The organism is Nostocoides japonicum T1-X7 (assembly GCF_001046855.1).
Classification (GTDB): Bacteria; Actinomycetota; Actinomycetes; order Actinomycetales; family Dermatophilaceae; genus Nostocoides; species Nostocoides japonicum.
On record NZ_HF570958.1, the window covers coordinates 1802225 to 1818164 of the forward strand.

Genomic DNA, 15940 nt, shown 5'->3' on the forward strand with positions numbered 1-15940 from the left:
GCTCACTGGTCTACCTTCCTGATGTCGGCGTTCTCAGATGGAGCGTCGATGCACCCCGGGTGCCGCCAGGTCACTGCCCTGCTCGCTTGACGCCGATGACGTCCACCATGAGATGTGCAGGATCTGGGGGTTGCCCGGGACGTGTGGACCGTCGATAGGGCTGCGCACCAAGACCAGGATTCCTGGTTGCGAGTGCCGATCAGTGAGCGAACCGGCAGGCACGTCTCGGCACCGTGGCCACCCGAGCCATCGAGAGATGAGGGTGCCTCCCCACTGGGTCTAGCAGCGAGGAGGCTGACGTGAAGTCTGCCAGCAACGCCCGAAGTAGTGAACCGTCCACCGGTACCGGCTGCCTGCCGGAGTTCGCGGCCAACGACGTGACCGCCGGCATCGACTGGGCACGTGATGACCACGCCGCATGCATCGTCGATGGCCGTGGCCGACAGGCCGCGGCAACGTTGACCCCCCACACCAGCGCCGGCCTGCGGGACCTGATCGGGTTCCTGGGCCGTCATGGCGTCGGCGAGGTCGCCATCGAACGTCCTGACGGTCCCGTGGTCGATGCCCTGCTCGGCGCCGGCCTGACCGTGGTAGTGATCTCCCCGAACCAGGTCAAGAACCTGCGCGGCCGCTACGGCTCGGCCGGTAACAAGGACGACCGGTTCGACGCCTATGTCCTGGCTGACACCCTGCGCACCGACCGAGCCCGGCTGCGGCCCCTGGTCCCGGACACCCAGGCCACCACCGCGCTGCGTCGTGCGTGCCGGGCCCGCAAGGACTTGGTCAAACACCGCGTCGCGGCAGCCAACCAGCTCCGCGCTCACCTGCGCAACATCCTGCCCGGCGCCGTAGGACTCTTCAAAGACATCGACTCCGAGATCTCTCTGGCGTTCCTGACCAGATTCGACACCCAAGACCGCATCGACTGGCTCACGCCCAAACGCCTCGGCGACTGGCTGGCCAAGCAGGGCTACTCCGGCAAGGTCGACCCTGCCGTCCTGCACCAACGCCTCCTGGACGCCCCCCGCGGCGCCACCGGCGAGTACGCCGCCAGCCAGGCGGCCATCACCGCCAGCTACGTCGCGCTGCTGCAGACCCTGGTCGAGCAGATCAAAACCCTCTCCACCCAGATCGGCCACCAACTCGACACGCACGCCGACGCCCACATCTTCACCAGCCTGCCCCGATCCGGCACCGTGCGCGCCGCGCGCCTCCTGGCCGAGATCGGCGACTGCCGAGCCCGCTTCCCCACCCCCGAATCGCTGGCCTGCCTCGCCGGCGCCGCACCCTCGACCCGCCAGTCCGGCAAGAGCCGCGTCGTCGGGTTCCGCTGGTCCTGCGACAAGCAACTGCGCGACGCCGTCATCGACTTCGCCGCCGACTCCCGGCACGCCAACCCCTGGGCCGCCGACCTCTACAACCGCGCCCGAACACGTGGACACGACCACGCCCACGCCGCCCGCATCCTGGCCCGAGCCTGGCTCACCATCATCTGGCACTGCTGGCAAGACCACCTCGCCTACAACCCCCAAAACCACCAAGCACTCCAACGCCTCCTCAAAACCCAAACCGAGGCGGCTTGACATAGGGCTTCTCATGGGTCCCCCGTTCTGTCACGTCATCGATAATTTGAGTTGACTGAGTATCTAACGAATATGTCAAGGGTAGGCTGCCGCTGTGACGGACGTCAAGAAACGCCGCTACCACTCGCCACTACGGGCCGAACAGGCCCAGGCGTCGCGGGCGGCGGTGCTGCGCGCTGCCCACGAGCTCTTCGTCGCACAGGGCTACGGCAGCACGACGATCGAGGAGGTGGCCGAGCGCGCGGGAGTCAGCAAGCCGACCGTCTTCACCGCCGTCGGCAACAAGGCGACCCTGCTCAAGGTCGTGCGCGACGTGACCATGGCCGGTGACGACGAGCCGCGCACGGTGACCGACCGTGAGGACGTCGCCGCCATCGCCGCGGCCGGCGACCTGGACCGCGCGGTCGCGCTCACCGCCCGGCACATCACGGCCGTCAACGCCCGCTACCACGACGTGCACGAGGTCATCCGCGGCGCATCGGGGAGCGACCCGGCCGTGGCCGAGCTGTGGAGGACGGCCGAGGCCGAGCGCCATGTCGGCGCCGGCCACCTGCTCGCGCGGCTGGGAGCGAAGCCGATCCCGACGCGCCGCCGCGCGCAGGACCAGCTGTGGCTGCTCATGGCACCCGACACCTACCATCGCCTCGTTGTATGCCGCGGCTGGTCCCGTCCGGCGTACGAGCGCTGGATCACCGGTCAGATCCGGGCGCTGTTCGCCTGACTGGCTACTGTCGGGTGGGTGAACACCGAGCGCGACGGCACCCCACGGGAGGACGCGCGCGAGGGCGGGCGTCCCCTCCGCGTCGTCATGTCGAGCTACGGGAGCGAGGGCGACAGCGCTCCTCTCATCGCGCTGGCCGCCCGGATGCAGGCGCACGGCGACCGGGTGACCCTGTTGCTCGAGGCCGACGGCGCGGGACGGGCACGCGACCGTGGGCTCGCCGCATACCCTCTCGCGGGTGACCTGCGGGCCGCCCGCGCGACGTCGAAAGGGCACGGCGACCCCACCTTGGGAATGGCCCGGCACCACCTCGGCGACTGGGCACGGCAGACACGGCAGGCCGCCGAGGACTCGGATGTCGTCGTCGGCTCGGGCCTCGGCGCACAGGCCTGCCACATCGCCGCCCGGGCGGCGCGTCGACCGTTCGTCGGCGTGACGATGTTCCCCATCGTGCCGACGCGGGAGTTCTCCTCTCCCCTCGCGCTGCTCCCGGTGCCGCGCGTCCTCAACCGGCCCACGCACTCCCTCATCCAGCACCTGCTGTGGACGGCGTTCGGCCACCGGCTGCGGCCGCTGTGCAGGGAGTGGGGGGTGGGTATGCCGCGCCTGCGCTTCGACGACCACCCCACCTTGTGCGCCGCCTCACCGACCCTGCTGCCCACCCCGCGCGACTGGCCCCCGGTGGCCCGGGTCGTCGGGGAGCTGAGGGAACCCCGGGATCCGACCCGGTCGCCCGTCGACGGTCTGGACCCCGAGCTCCTCGCCTTCCTGGAGGAGGGGCCGGCACCGGTGTCCGTCGGGTTCGGGTCGATGACCGTGCGGGATCCCGGGAGGGTCCGTGCCGCGGTCCTCGGCCTGGCGCGGACCCACCGTGTCCTGTTCTCCCCAGGATGGTCCGGGATCGATCTCCCTCCCGGACCGAACCTCCGGGTCATCGGCCATACGCCTCACGACGCACTCTTTCCCCGGATGTCGGTGGTGGTCCACCACGGCGGCGCCGGAACGCTCCATGCCGCGGCGCGGGCGGGTACTCCCCAGGTCGTCATTCCCCTGGGCGGGGACCAGTCGTGGTGGGCGGGACGCGCCCAGACCGCGGGAATCGCTCCCCCACCCCTGCGTATGCGGACCCTCACCGCGGAGAGCCTGACCCGGGCGGTCCTCGCGGCCCTGGCCCTCGAGCCGCGGGCGCGCGAGATCTCCTTGCGGATGGCGCGAGAGGACGGCTGCGACGAGGTCGACCTGGCGGTCCATGGCGCCGCCCGCACCGGTGGGGCGAGGCCGCATCCGCGGGACCATTGACCCATGTCGAACTCGAACCAGCCGACAGCCGGCACGGAGCCGTACCCGACCGCCCGGACCGTCGAGGACTTCGTCCGTACCATCGCCGCGGTCCGCGCCCGCATCGCCGCAGCCTCCGAGCGATCCAGCGGTGCGCCGAGCGCGGTGCGGCTCCTGCCGGTCAGCAAGACCGTCTCGGAGGACCGGATCCGCCTCGCCGTGCGCGCGGGACTGCACGAGTTCGGCGAGAACAAGGTCCAGGAGGCCACGCGCAAACATCGCGCACTGGCGGACCTCGACGTGTCGTGGTCGATCATCGGGCATCTCCAGACGAACAAGGCCCGCGACGTCGCCGCCTACGCGACCGAGTTCCACGCCCTCGACAGCCTCCGCGTCGCCGGAGCGCTCGATCGTCGCCTCGACGTCGCGGGACGCGAGCTGGATGTCTTCGTGCAGGTCAACACCTCCGCCGAGCCGCAGAAGTACGGCATCCACCCCGACGAGCTCCCGGCCTTCCTCGCCGCCCTGCGCGACTACTCCTCGTTGCGGGTGCGGGGCCTGATGACGCTCGCGCTGTTCACCTCCGACACCGAGCGCGTGCGAACCTGTTTCGCGCTGCTGCGGACCCTGCGCGACCGGATGCGGAGCATCGGCCCCGACCTCATCGGGCCCGGCGACCTGTCGATGGGGATGTCCGGCGACTATGAGACGGCCATCGAGGAAGGGGCCACCATCGTCCGCGTCGGGCAAGCCATCTTCGGCGCCCGTGCCACGCCCGACTCCTTCTACTGGCCCGACGCGACCCCCTCCGGAACACCGGCGTCCTCCTGACCGACGGAGCCGACGGCCGCACGTCGGGTCAGGACCCCGCGAGTGCGCGCACGGCGCGATCGATGACCGGGCGCGGATCGAGGCCGGGGTCGACCGTGAGCAGGTGGAGGAGAAGGCCGTCGCTGAGCGCCATGAGGGCCCGGGTCGCGGGCCCGGGGTCGGCGATGCCGACGTCGACGACGATCCGCTCGGTCCACTCCTCGAACTGGCGGCGTTGCCGCCGCAGCGGCTCGCCGAGCTCGACGTCGCCTGACAGCTCGAGGAAGAGGGCATAACGCGCACGCGTGCGCGTGGCGAAGCGCCCGCCCTGCAGCGTGATCATCGCGCACCAGCCGGCGATCAGCTCGTCGACTCCCGAGATCGCCGGCAACGCACCCGGGGCGAGGTCGGCGCGCTCGTGCTCGGCGATCCAGTCGACGACTCCACCGAGCAGCGCCCGACGCGTCCGGAACCAGTTCGACGTCGAACCGGGCGGGAGGCCGGCTCGTTCGTCGATGCGCGCGTGGGTCAGGGCGCGCACGCCCTCGGCGCCGAGCAGCTCGACGGCCGCCTCGAGTCCGCGTTCCCGGGTGGCGGCAGGCATGGACATCCCTTTCCCACAGATCTACTATGAACATAGTGCCAAGACGAAGAAGGTCGCCATGTCCACCTCCATCATCGCCTGGTCGCCTCCCCTGCCCGTGGCCCCCGGCTTCGACCACGTCGTCGTCGAGACCCCCGGCCTGCGGACGCACGTCGCCGCGATCGGCACGGGCGAACCGGTCGTGCTCCTGCACGGGTTCCCCGAGCACTGGTGGCAGTGGCACGTCGTCGCCCCTCTCATCGCGGACGCCGGCTACCGCATCATCTGTCCCGACCTGCGCGGGGCCGGATGGACCGTGGCCGAGGATCCGAGCATCGATCGCGAGACCCGGCTCCGCGACCTCCTCGCCCTCTTCGACGCCCTGCGCATCGAGCGCGCCCACCTGGTCTCCCACGACATGGGCGTCATCACGGCCATGCAGCTGACCTACGACCATCCCGAGCGGATCCGGACCGCGGTGCAGCTGTCCGTGTGGCCGGGCTTCCTCACGCTCAGCCCGCGGCTCTACCCGGCCTTCCAGCATCTGCCCCCGTTGATCTGGCACCGTCCGGGCGCCTCGCTGCGCGGCATCTTCTCCGAGCGGTATGCCGCCCGCCCGATGTCCGAGGCGACCGTCGACGCCCACCTCGCCCCGATGGGCAGACCCGACATCGACGGCGCGGTCCGTCCGCTCTGCCGCCGCATGCTCCTGCCCGAGGCGATGCGGATGGTGCGTGGGGTCTACCGCCGGCGACGGCTCACCGTGCCGACACTCGTCGTCTTCGGCCGCCACGACCATCCCACGACCGAAGAGCTGATGGGCCGGATCTGCCGCGACCCCGAGCGGTATGCCGACCGCGTCGAGTTCGCATACGTCGACGACGCAGCGCATTTCATCACCGACGACGCTCCCTCTGCCGTCGCCGATCTCGCGCTCGACTGGTTCCGGCGAGTCCGAGCTGGGTGAGGCGCTGGGGCGGATCGACGTCGGTGGGATGACGATGGCGGCTGTGTGACGAGTCAGGAACGCGCGCTCGGCGCTCGTTCCTCAGACCGGTCGGGATAGGTCACCTGGCCGTCGTCGTCGACCGACGGCGCCGCGCCCCACTGGCCCAACACGTGCCGACGGGTGTCGCCACCGGAGATCAGGTGACAGACCGTCCACCCCTGTGCGGCGAGGGTGTTGGCGATGAGCAGGCGGTGGCACCGCCACGGCATCGGCTCGCCGCACATGATCGCAACACGACGGGTGCGGGCGATGGTGGTGAGCTCATCGATGCCACGGCGGTATTCGTCACCGAGCGTGTAGTCGGCGTAGTTCTTGAAACTGGCGTTCCGCCATCCGGCGTTGATGCTCGGATCGACGTCCTGACGAGGCCGCCGCCCACCCAGTGCCGTCACCCACAGGTAGTCGATGCCATTGTCCGGTAGCCACTTGGACAGTGCGTCGCTGCCGAACTGAGGGTTGCGACGGGAGCCCGGGTGGGCACGCACATCGGCGAGGAGCTCGACGCCGTGCGCGTCCAAGAGCGCCAGGAAGACGGGGATCGGGCACGTCCAGTGGCCGATGGTCCAGATCTCGCATGGCTCGTTCACCGGAGAGACGAGTCAACCGACCCTGTGCAGCACGGCACCCCTGTGCAAGGCGACGTGTTCGGTCCTGTCGCTCTTGATCTCGTATTGCGGATCGTCCGGAGTGCATCGGTGCATGTGGCCCTTGTAGGGGATGTCGTGGGTGTGTACGGCAACGATCACGCCCGACACCACTCCTGCCTCGGAGTTCCAGCGAACGTGGTCGCCGACGCCGAATTCGTCACTCATGGCCCATCTTCCGTCGAATCTCGATGCCGGTCGTCGTCGGGTCCGGGAGAGGATCCGGGTCACGTTGCGACCAGCAGGGCCTGCGCGGCTTCGGCCTTCATCCGCGTCCTCATCCAGGCCACCTGCACGCCGAGGCCGGTGGAGCGCCGGGAGGCGATGGCGATGAGCTCGCGGTCCCGAAGCCCGTAGCCGACCTGTTCGACCAACTCCCAGGTCGTCTCGGCGAAGACAGCCAGTTGATGCAGCTCGGCAAGGTCACGCAGCAGACCGACCGCGCCGGTCCGCGTCGTCGTGAACGGGGCCGGGCGCAGTCGGTCCGGTCCGTCGCCCGTGGACGGGTAACGGTCCTCGACCGTCGCCGCCAGTTCCGCGGCGTGCGCGGTGGCCTGGCGCGCGAACGAAGCGCAGGTGAAGGTGACGTCGGCATCCGCACGGTGACCGGCCGACATGGCAACGTAGGCGTCGGCCAGGGCCCGTTCGGTGTCGACGAGCATGGCGAGGTAGCGCGGCAGGTGCATCGTTCAGCGCTCCCTCCCCGTCACGCGCACGAGCGGCGTGACGGGCGCCGACGCGGTGATGGTCGGTGCGGGCGCCGGCCCTTCCCCGGCGCGCAGTCGGCGCACGTTGACGGCGGCGACCTTGAACTCGGGCTGCTTGGACACCGGATCCCATGCGCTCAGCGTCAGCTCGTTCGCGGCCGTGACCGCCTGACTCCCGTAGTGCCAGGGGGCGAAGACCACCCCGTCACGGACATGCGAGATCCGGGCGGGCGCGTCGATGTGCCCGCGTCGGGAGCTCACCCGCACCAGGTCGCCCTCGCTGATCCCGAGCCGGAACGCGTCGGGCTGGGACAGTTCGACCCACACCTCCGGTGCCGCGTCGTTCAACTGGACGGTCCGGCTCGTCTTCGTCCGAGTGTGGAAGTGGTAGACGGTGCGCCCGGTCGTCAGCCGCAGCGGATACTCCTCATCGGGGGTCTCGAACGCGGGCTCGTACGGCGCGGTCTTCAAGATCGCGCGCCCCTCGAACCGTGCGGCCCGGAAGTCGGCCTCGGCGACGGGTGAGCCGGTCGTCAGATCGTGACCCCAGGTCTCGCAATACTCGGCGGTGGTGGCGAAGACACCGTCGACGTACAGGCGCTCGGTCCCCTCCGGCGTATCGGTGGTGACGGGCCACTGAATGCCACCGATCTCGTGGAGCTGGGCGTAGGTGAGCCCGGAGTAGTCGCACGGGCGACCCGCGCTGCACGCCTTCCACCCCTCGAAGGCGGCCTCGGGGGTGTCCCATGGCGGCAGCGGGCGGCCGTCCTTGTCGCGCAGGTCCAGGCGGCGGGCGTAGTCGACCCAGATGTCGAGGTCGCTGCGCGCCTGTCCCGGCGGATCGACCGCCTTCTCCTGCAGGTGAACCGTGCGGTCGACGTTCGTGTAGGTGCCGGTCTTCTCCGCCCAGAGCGCCGCGGGCAACACGACGTCGGCCAGCTGGGCGGTCTCGGTCAGGTACCCGTCGGAGACGACGACGAAGCACTGCTCCCCACCGAGGATCGACCGGATGCGGGCAAGCTCCGGCATCGATACCGCCGGGTTCGTGCCCGCGATCCACAGGAACCCGATCGAGCCCTGCTCGGCATACCGGAAGATCTGATTCGCATTCGTCGGCGGCGTCCAGTGCGGGATCACGATCGGGTCGACATTCCACAGCTCGGCCAGCTCGGCCACGTGCTCGGGGTTGTTCCAGTTGCGGAATCCCGGCAGTGCGGCGCCGCAGCCGGCCTCCCGGTTGTTCTCCGCCGACGGCTGCCCGTTCATCTGCAGGATGCCGGCACCGGGCCGGCCCAGCATCCCGCGCAGCAGGTGCAGGTTGTTCACCTGACAGGACGCCGCGGTCGCCTGATGCGATTGGTAGAAGCCCATCGAACACGTGGAGACCACCCGGTCGCTGGTGGCGAAGATCTCCACGGCCCGGCGGATGTCTGCTGCCGGCACACCACAGATCTCGGCAGCCCATTCGGGTGTCGCCTCCGCAGTCAGCCGTTCCAGGTCCTCCAGCCCGGCCGTGTGCTCTGCGACGTAGTCGTGATCGATCGCGTCTGTCGCGATGAGCTCGTGCACCATCGCGTTCATCAGCGCCAGATTCGTGCCGTTGCGGATCGGCAGATGCACACTCGCGCGTTCGGCGACGTTCGTCCGGCGCGGATCCACGCATACCAGCCGTGGCGGCTCCGGCCCGTCCAGCCGGTCCAGCATCCGCGCCCACAGCACCGTCTGGGTCTCGGCGACGTTGTGCCCGAACAGGAACAGCGCATCACAGCTGTCGATGTCGGTGTACGAGCTCGGCTGCCCGTCCGTGCCGAAGCTCTCCTGGAACGCCGCCGAGGCCGTCGCGGTGCACAATCGGGTGTTGCCGTCCATGTGCGGGGTGCCGATCCCGGCCTTCCCGATCACGGCCAGCGTGTAATACTCCTCGATCATCAGCTGGCCCGAGGTGTAGAACCCGTGTGACAGCGGCCCCCTCTCCGCCAACAGCGCCGCGGACCGCTCCACGATCGCGCCCATCGCCGTCTCCCAGTCCGTCTCCACCAGCTCGCCGCCGCGCCGGATCAACGGCGTCGTGAGCCGCCCGGACTGCTCACCCTGCCATCCGTAGAGCCCCTTGGGTCCCAGCCGGCCGTGGTTGATCCGGTCCTCGGCGCGACCCCGGACCCCGACCATCCGGCCGCCCGAGACGGCGACCTCCAGCCCGCACCCGTTGCTGCACAACAGGCACGCCCCGCGCACCCACGTCTCGACATCGGACTCCTCGACCCCGTCGACGAGGAACTGGTCCACCCGGTCGGGCCACACCCCACCGGACGCGAACGGGTTCCGCGCTCCCCAGATGTCACTGATCCTGTCCTCGAGCACCATCGGCGTCACTCCCCGACTCCATCGGCACGCCCAGTGAACCGAGGCGCACCAGGCATTCGTCACCCCCAGGCTATTCCCAGCCGCTGCATACTAAGTTAGTCTAACCTAGTATGCCGTATCCTGAGATCCTCATCCTGCGCCACCTGTCACGTCGGCCGGCGCACGGGTACGAACTGCGCAAGCGGATCGAGGAGACCACCGGCGTCGTCATCAACAACAACTCGCTGTACCCGGCACTGAAGCGCTTCGTCGAGGCCGGGGCCGTGACGATGACCGTGGAACAGCATGTGTCGAAGCCGCCGCGCCACGTCTACGAGTTGACCGACGTCGGTCGCGAACTGCTTCACGACCTCATCGCGGAGCTTCCCGCCGCGCAGGCCGGGGACGACATGGAGTTCTTCACCCGCCTCGGGCAATTCGGCTTCCTCGAGCCCGCGGAGCGGGCCGCAATCCTCGATGCCCGCTCCGCCGCCCTCACGACGGACCTGGCACGGCTCACCGCCCTCGCGGATCGCGCATCGGGGGACTCCTGGAGCTCGGCCGTCATCACACGTCTCCGCCACCGGATCGACGCGGAGCTGCGCTGGCTGAACGGGCTACGGGCGGAGGCCGCGAAGGCGTGACGACCTCTGCCGCAACCAGACTCGGTGCGGTGCCGCAGTATGCGCTGCTGGCTGGTCCGCTGATGTCGATGCTGGACTCCAGCATCGTCAACGTGGCGATCGCGCCGATCGCGAAGGAGATGGGCGCGAGCCTTCAGGATGTGCAGTGGGTGACGAGCGGATACCTGCTCGCCCTCGGCACCGGCCTGGCGTCGACCTCGTTCCTGGCGCGGCGGTTCGGCACCCTGGGTGTCTACACGACAGGCATGCTCGCCTTCACGATCGCGTCCGCCTTGTGCGCGCTGGCCCCGACGATCGACCTGCTGGTCGCGGCCCGAATCCTGCAAGGTCTCACCGGCGCGACGCTCGTGCCGCTGGCGATGAGCATGCTCATGGGCTCGAGCGGAGCATCGCAAAACATCTCTCCGCTCGCGGGAATGCTGCTGTTCCTCGGGCCCGCCCTCGGCCCGAGCCTCGGCGGTCTGCTCATCGGCACCTTCGGATGGCGATCCATCTTCCTCGTCAACCTGCCGGTCGGCCTCCTCGCGGTGCTCGCGGCCCGCGCCATCCCCACCGGCATCGCGCCCGGACCGCGGCCAGGCGCCCGGCTCGACACCTTCGGCCTCGCCCTCCTGGCCCTCGGCCTGTTCGGCCTGCTCCTCGGCCTCGACCGGGGCGAGAGCGGCACGTGGTCCCAGTCCGTCTCGTGGCTGCCCCTGGGAGTCGGGGCGCTCCTCCTCATCGGCTACGTGGCGCACGCTCGCCATGTGGCACAGCCGGCCCTCGACCTCCGCATCTTTCGAGACCGTGGCGCCGCGCTCTCCTTCGGTCTGTGCGCAGCCGCCTCGGTCGCGGCATGGTCGATCCTCTTCCTGCTGCCCGTGTTCCTCCAACAGGTCCAGGGCTACACGGCGCTGATGGCCGGGATCGCCCTCCTGCCGCAAGGCATCCTCACCGGCCTCGGCACGGTGGTCGGCCAGCAGATCGCCGACCGTATCGGGGTGCGCCGCACCGTCCTCATCGGCTTCGCGGTCCTCCTTGCCGCGAGCCTCGGCCTGCTCGCCGTCGACTCCGGCACCTCCCTGTGGCTCACCTCGATGGTCCTCGCCGCACGATCGGCCGCCATCGGACTCGTCATCACTCCGCTCCTGACCGTCGTCAACCTGCACCTCCGCCCCGACGAACAGGCCGACGCGAACACCGTCTTCAACGTCGTGCAGCGCATCGCCGCGTCACTCGGCATCGGTCTGCTCGCGGGCCTCTTCACGGCCGAGAGCACCAGCGCCGGACCCGTCACCGCTCTCCATGACGTCGCGGTCACCGTCGCCGCGCTGGCAGGCGTCGCAACCGTCTGCTCCGCATTCCTTCCACGCACTCCGCGGAGCGACGGAGTGCCCGTACGTCCGACGTCGTGACTCCGACTCGGGAGAGGCACGACGAGTATGCGGGGTCGCATACTCATGCGGGCCATCGAGCCTCCGCGAGTCCATGGCACGCCTCCGCGTTCATCGGACCCACTGAGGCGATGCAGGCCCGGGGTCAGACGAGCCCGCGCGGGCAGAGCGGTCAGCCCGACCCCGGACCGCACCGCCGCCAGCAGGCTCGCCAGGTCGATGCACTCACGCTCGACGACGAACGTCGGGCCTGCCGCGTCAAGCATGCGGTCACGACTGACGCATGGCCGCGCAACAGCCACGAGCCCGGTCGTCACGCCTTCCGCACGGTCCGGACCCACCCAGGCCAGCGGAATCCTCGCCACATCGTCGACGCCGCCGAGCATCGGCTCCGAGGCATGTTCGGGCGTGGTCAACGGGCCGACCTCATCCAGCGCACGGCGACGGCGCCGATCCACAGCTCGGTGGCCAATGTGCTGAGCGCCAGAACGGGGAACGCTGCCCCGGTGAGCAGGGTGGCCGAGCCGAGCGCGCTCACCGGGAGCACCACGATCCCGATGCGCCGCGCCCAGGGCGCCTCGCCGGCACGCCGCAGTCCCGCCACGATCGCCGCGACGAAGAAGAGCCGGGGGAGCGCCGAGAGGGCCAGCGAGTACGGCGCGACCGAGTCCCAGCCGGCCAGCATCCGAACATCCGCTCCCGTGTCGGCGATGTCGAGGGCGACATCGTGCAGGACCGCCGCGAGGGGCCACAGCAGCGACAGCAGGATCCCGGCTCCGACGGCGATGGTGGCGAGGACTCCGGAAGGATCGGTCTGGCGCAGCCTGGCGTGGACCGCTCCGAGGAACCCGAGCAGGAGCATGCCGGACAGGATGAGCAGATAGTTCCCGACCCGGTACCAGGCTCCGGCGCCCAGGACGTCGTTCCCCCAGTGGAGCGGGTCCTCGCCAATACTGCCGCCCTTCGGCAGCACCAGGACGCTGAATCCGATCATGACGATGAGCTGGCAGAGTGCGTATGCCAGGCCGAAGCCGGCGCTGATCCTGGTGGCGCGGTCGCCGTCGACGGCCTGGACCGTCGACGTCATCGGCGCGGTGAACGTGGACATGGATTTCCTCCGGTGTGGTGAGCGTGGAACTGATGGATGGGGATCGCTGGATGCGGTGGTCGCGGTGGACATGACGGTCCGATCTCTCGTGACCCGCCGACGGCGTCCGGTCACGCACGCCGCACGGTCGGGACGGGTTGACCCCGACGAGCTGCCTCGTGGGCCAACCGCCGGCGCAAGGACCGCCCTGGACCGGTGAAGGCCCGCATTCGCTGCCAACGGGACCCCGCGAGGCTCCAGTCGTTGAGCGCTCGTTCGACGGTCACCTCTGCGCTGGCTCCCTGGACGCTGGCCCGTCCGACCAGGACGACGTTCTCCTGCCACTCCAGTCCCGGGCCGACTCGGTGGAACGTCAGACAGGCCGGCCCGTCGACCGCCGCGACGCCCGCCGGAAGTTCCACGCGGAAGCCGTCCGCGGTGCGACGCACGCCTCTGGTGCGCAGCGGCAGCGGCGATCCGTTCGCGACGGTGGTCAGCACCGGCGCACCGAGTCCCTGTGCCCGGTCCGCGAACGGTCGCCAGTCGACAGGGGGTCGCAGTCGACCGGACGAGCGCTTCCCAACGGGCGCCGGATCCGACGGCGCCACCGTCAGCGGCCCTCCATCCCAGCGCAACGGCTCCGCCTCGAGGTCGCCACCGGGCCACCACAGCATGCTCTCGGGCCAGACCTCGATCCAGATGCGGGAGAAGTACCAACTCATCCGTCGCCTCAGGACCCATGGCGTGGCATTCATCCCCGAGGTCTTGGCGAGCGACTCCCGCACGTAGCGGTCGGTGTTCGCCTGGAGGTCTGCATCGCGCACCCGGGCGTGGCCCCGGACCAGGACCACCGATGTGGTCGCCGACGGGCATCCGGTGGGATCGGAGAACAGGAGCGCCACCTGAGGATTTCTCCGGGCCCGCTCCGCCTTGTCGGGGTAGCTCAGCCCGGTGGACACGTCCAGGCTGCGCTCGCCCCGGTACGGGGTCACCGCCCAGGTGATCGGTCGCAGGTCGCGGGTGAGCGAGGCGTATTCACACGTCAACGTGCGGTCGAACACCCCGTCGAGCTCGGCTGGCCAAACCCCCTCCACGGCACTCACCGCGCACCGCTCAATGCGCTCGCGGGGACGGTGGCGGCCGTGCCGTACAGCTCGCGGAAGCGCCGCTGGTAGGACGGCCACCAGAACAACCGGAACAGCACTCTGACCAGCAGGGGCTGCTCGGCCATGGACTTCGCGAGCAAGTCGTCGTCGAGGCACGACGCGAGCCAACCGAACACCAGCGCCACTCCGTGGCGCCGGAAGTCCGCCACCGCCTTCCGCCGATCGGCGGCCAGGTGTTCAGGGGTGAGCACCCGCAGCATCAACGGGAACGCGACCCGCTCCTCGTGGTCCACGTGTCGGCGCAGGAACAGCTGGAGCTCGGCCAGGGCCAGCGCGCGCTCGTCCCGCGGCCGAGTGCTGTCCGCGACCGCGGCGATCAGCGGATCGAGCTCCCCGTGCTCGACCTCGAGCTCGTCGAGCTCGGCCTTGCTGGACGGCACACCGCCGAGCAGCAAGGGCCAGAGGTGGTCGTCCTCATGGCGGTGGTGGTCGTGCAGGAGCGCCAGCACCAGAGCCAGCTGCTCCTCGAGCAGGTCGGCGTGCGCCGGGTCCCGCGGCTGCGCGAAGACGTCGGCCAGCCTGCCGAACTCCGCCCGTAGGCCGGCGTGCACGGTACGCACACCGGTGAGGTCGTCGTCGGTGATCATGGTGTACTCCTCACGGTTGGTGGAGACACCACCGTCGCGCCGCGCGCTTCGGATCCCCTATACGGGCGCTACATGTCGCAGCGGGCCAGCGCCTCGCGGGCGCGGCGCAGCCAGTACGTCGCCCCGGCGCGCTGCAGGAGCTCGACTGCAGCGCCCAGTTCGGTGCGCGCCGTGGCATGGTCGCCGAGGGCGAGCGCGGCCTCACCGAGGTGGCCGTCGTAGGCGCCGTAGATGCCCAGACAGGTGCCGGTCACCACCAGCCCGCCTCTGAACGGTGCGAGCAGCTCGCGGCACCGGCGGACGTGGTCGAGCTCACCGAGCAGGATCGCCAGGTGGTTGCGGACCACCGTGGCGGTCACCCAGGAGTAGTCCCGCGGGGGCTCCGGCGTCCGCAGCAGGAGCGAGCGGGCGCGGTCCGGGTCGGTATCGACGAGTGCCATCCCCAGGGCATACCCGAAGCCCGGTATGCCGGTCTCGTCATAGACCCGCTCGAGGAACGGCGCGAACCCCGCCAGCGCGCCCTGCTCGTAGGCCACCTGCGCGTGGATGCCCGCCTCGGCGGCCTGGAAGTAGTGCCGGCTCGCGGTCGGCGTCCGAGCCACCACCGCCGCAAGGTCGGCCGCCGCGTCCTCGTACCGGCCCTCGAACATCGCCAAGGCCACCCGCACGTAGCGGGTCTGGCGCAGCAGCGTCGGATCGCGCAGCTCCTCGGCTCGCTCCTCCAACTCCACCGACCGGCCGGCGGCGGCGGCCACATCACCGCACTCCACCTGGTGACTCACCACGTTGAGCTCCGCGACCAGGGCCAGGGCGGGCGGCAGGCCCGGCAGCGACCGCAGCAGCCGGGCGGTGTCCGCGCGTTCGGTGATGACGTCGGGTCCGCGCAATGCGATGAGCCGCAGCTGGACCGCCCGGATGAGCAGCTGGGGGTCGTCCTGCGCACGGGCCGCCCGCACCGCCCCGCCGGTCACCGCATCGATGTCTCCGTCGCCACCACTGGCGCCGAGGAGCACACCGCGGCAGGCCTCCCCGAGCGCCCAGGCCGACGATCCTGCGGGAAGGGCGGCGAGGGCCTGCCGCAACCTGTGGTCGATCATGCTGACATCGGTGTCGTAGGAGAAGGAGATCCACTGCGGATCGGCGAGCATGGTGTCCACCACCTGCACCACCAACGCCGGATCGCGAACCTGGTCCAGCACCTGCATCCCCACAGCTGTCGCCTCGTCGTAGCGTGCACCGGCATAGAGGGACCTGGCCAGCTCCAGCAACACCCCGGCCCGTCGCCGGCCACCCAACCCGGCCAGCTCGCCGGCGGCGACCGCCTCCTGGCACAGCACGACGGCCTCTTCGGGTGCGTGACGCGCCCGGGCCACGGCCGCCGCGTCGACGCACGCGTCGGCGGCTG

General features: G+C 70.3%; 16 protein-coding genes. 7 read left to right on the plus strand and 9 right to left on the minus strand.

Features of this window, described 5'->3' with window-relative positions:
• The first annotated feature begins 299 nt into the window (after positions 1-299).
• The 4 genes from BN12_RS08085 to BN12_RS08100 all read left to right on the plus strand — a co-directional run bounded on the left by BN12_RS08085 (position 300) and on the right by BN12_RS08100 (position 4413).
• On the plus strand, positions 300-1583 hold the full coding sequence (locus BN12_RS08085; protein WP_235432332.1) for an IS110 family RNA-guided transposase: 1284 nt from the start codon (positions 300-302) through the stop codon (positions 1581-1583).
• Between the two features lie 94 nt (positions 1584-1677).
• Positions 1678-2304 carry a TetR/AcrR family transcriptional regulator gene (locus BN12_RS08090; protein ID WP_048551539.1) on the plus strand — a complete coding sequence of 209 codons (627 nt, stop codon included), beginning with the start codon at positions 1678-1680 and terminating at the stop codon, positions 2302-2304.
• A gap of 18 nt (positions 2305-2322) precedes the next feature.
• Entirely contained in the window at positions 2323-3603 is a 1281-nt protein-coding gene (locus BN12_RS08095) for a glycosyltransferase (RefSeq protein ID WP_048551541.1), read from the plus strand.
• 3 nt (positions 3604-3606) lie between these two features.
• The gene (locus BN12_RS08100) at positions 3607-4413 is read left to right on the plus strand and encodes a YggS family pyridoxal phosphate-dependent enzyme (RefSeq protein WP_048551543.1); all 807 of its coding nucleotides are present in this window, start codon (positions 3607-3609) and stop codon (positions 4411-4413) included.
• Positions 4414-4441: 28 nt separating this feature from the next.
• Here BN12_RS08100 and BN12_RS08105 read toward each other — a convergent pair whose 3' ends face one another.
• A complete protein-coding gene (locus BN12_RS08105; RefSeq protein WP_048551545.1) occupies positions 4442-4996 on the minus strand; it encodes a TetR/AcrR family transcriptional regulator in 555 nt (184 codons plus the stop codon).
• Between BN12_RS08105 and BN12_RS08110 the strand changes: the two genes are divergently transcribed.
• Positions 4995-5942, plus strand: coding sequence for an alpha/beta fold hydrolase (locus BN12_RS08110; RefSeq protein ID WP_235432344.1), 948 nt, complete (start codon positions 4995-4997; stop codon positions 5940-5942). The genes BN12_RS08105 and BN12_RS08110 overlap by 2 nt on opposite strands.
• A 53-nt stretch (positions 5943-5995) precedes the next feature.
• Here the strand turns inward: BN12_RS08110 and BN12_RS08115 are convergent, their stop codons facing one another.
• From BN12_RS08115 to BN12_RS08130, 4 genes are all read right to left on the minus strand, one after another.
• Positions 5996-6502, minus strand: coding sequence for a DUF488 domain-containing protein (locus BN12_RS08115; RefSeq protein WP_235432345.1), 507 nt, complete (start codon positions 6500-6502; stop codon positions 5996-5998).
• A gap of 81 nt (positions 6503-6583) precedes the next feature.
• Positions 6584-6796, minus strand: a complete 213-nt coding sequence (locus BN12_RS08120) for a hypervirulence associated TUDOR domain-containing protein (protein WP_048551555.1) — start codon at positions 6794-6796, stop codon at positions 6584-6586.
• Between the two features lie 59 nt (positions 6797-6855).
• Positions 6856-7314, minus strand: coding sequence for a hypothetical protein (locus BN12_RS08125; protein ID WP_048551557.1), 459 nt, complete (start codon positions 7312-7314; stop codon positions 6856-6858).
• Positions 7315-7317: 3 nt separating this feature from the next.
• Positions 7318-9699, minus strand: coding sequence for a molybdopterin oxidoreductase family protein (locus tag BN12_RS08130; RefSeq protein ID WP_048556131.1), 2382 nt, complete (start codon positions 9697-9699; stop codon positions 7318-7320).
• Between the two features lie 110 nt (positions 9700-9809).
• Between BN12_RS08130 and BN12_RS08135 the strand changes: the two genes are divergently transcribed.
• Positions 9810-10322: a PadR family transcriptional regulator gene (locus BN12_RS08135; protein ID WP_048551559.1), complete on the plus strand. Its 513-nt coding sequence runs from the start codon at positions 9810-9812 to the stop codon at positions 10320-10322.
• A gap of 29 nt (positions 10323-10351) precedes the next feature.
• Positions 10352-11716, plus strand: a complete 1365-nt coding sequence (locus tag BN12_RS08140) for a DHA2 family efflux MFS transporter permease subunit (RefSeq protein ID WP_200901172.1) — start codon at positions 10352-10354, stop codon at positions 11714-11716.
• A gap of 391 nt (positions 11717-12107) precedes the next feature.
• On the opposite strand, the gene BN12_RS08145 is transcribed toward BN12_RS08140, so the two are convergent.
• The 4 genes from BN12_RS08145 to BN12_RS08160 form a co-directional block, all read right to left on the minus strand.
• Complete coding sequence (locus BN12_RS08145) at positions 12108-12803, minus strand: hypothetical protein (protein WP_048551565.1); 696 nt, start codon at positions 12801-12803, stop codon at positions 12108-12110.
• Between the two features lie 110 nt (positions 12804-12913).
• Positions 12914-13885, minus strand: a complete 972-nt coding sequence (locus BN12_RS08150) for a hemerythrin (protein WP_048551567.1) — start codon at positions 13883-13885, stop codon at positions 12914-12916.
• Entirely contained in the window at positions 13882-14535 is a 654-nt protein-coding gene (locus tag BN12_RS08155; protein ID WP_048551569.1) for a hemerythrin domain-containing protein, read from the minus strand. The genes BN12_RS08150 and BN12_RS08155 overlap by 4 nt, the downstream gene beginning before the upstream one ends.
• A gap of 68 nt (positions 14536-14603) precedes the next feature.
• Positions 14604-15940, minus strand: a 1337-nt coding sequence (locus tag BN12_RS08160; protein WP_048551570.1) for a hypothetical protein, incomplete at its 5' end; no start/stop codon positions are given.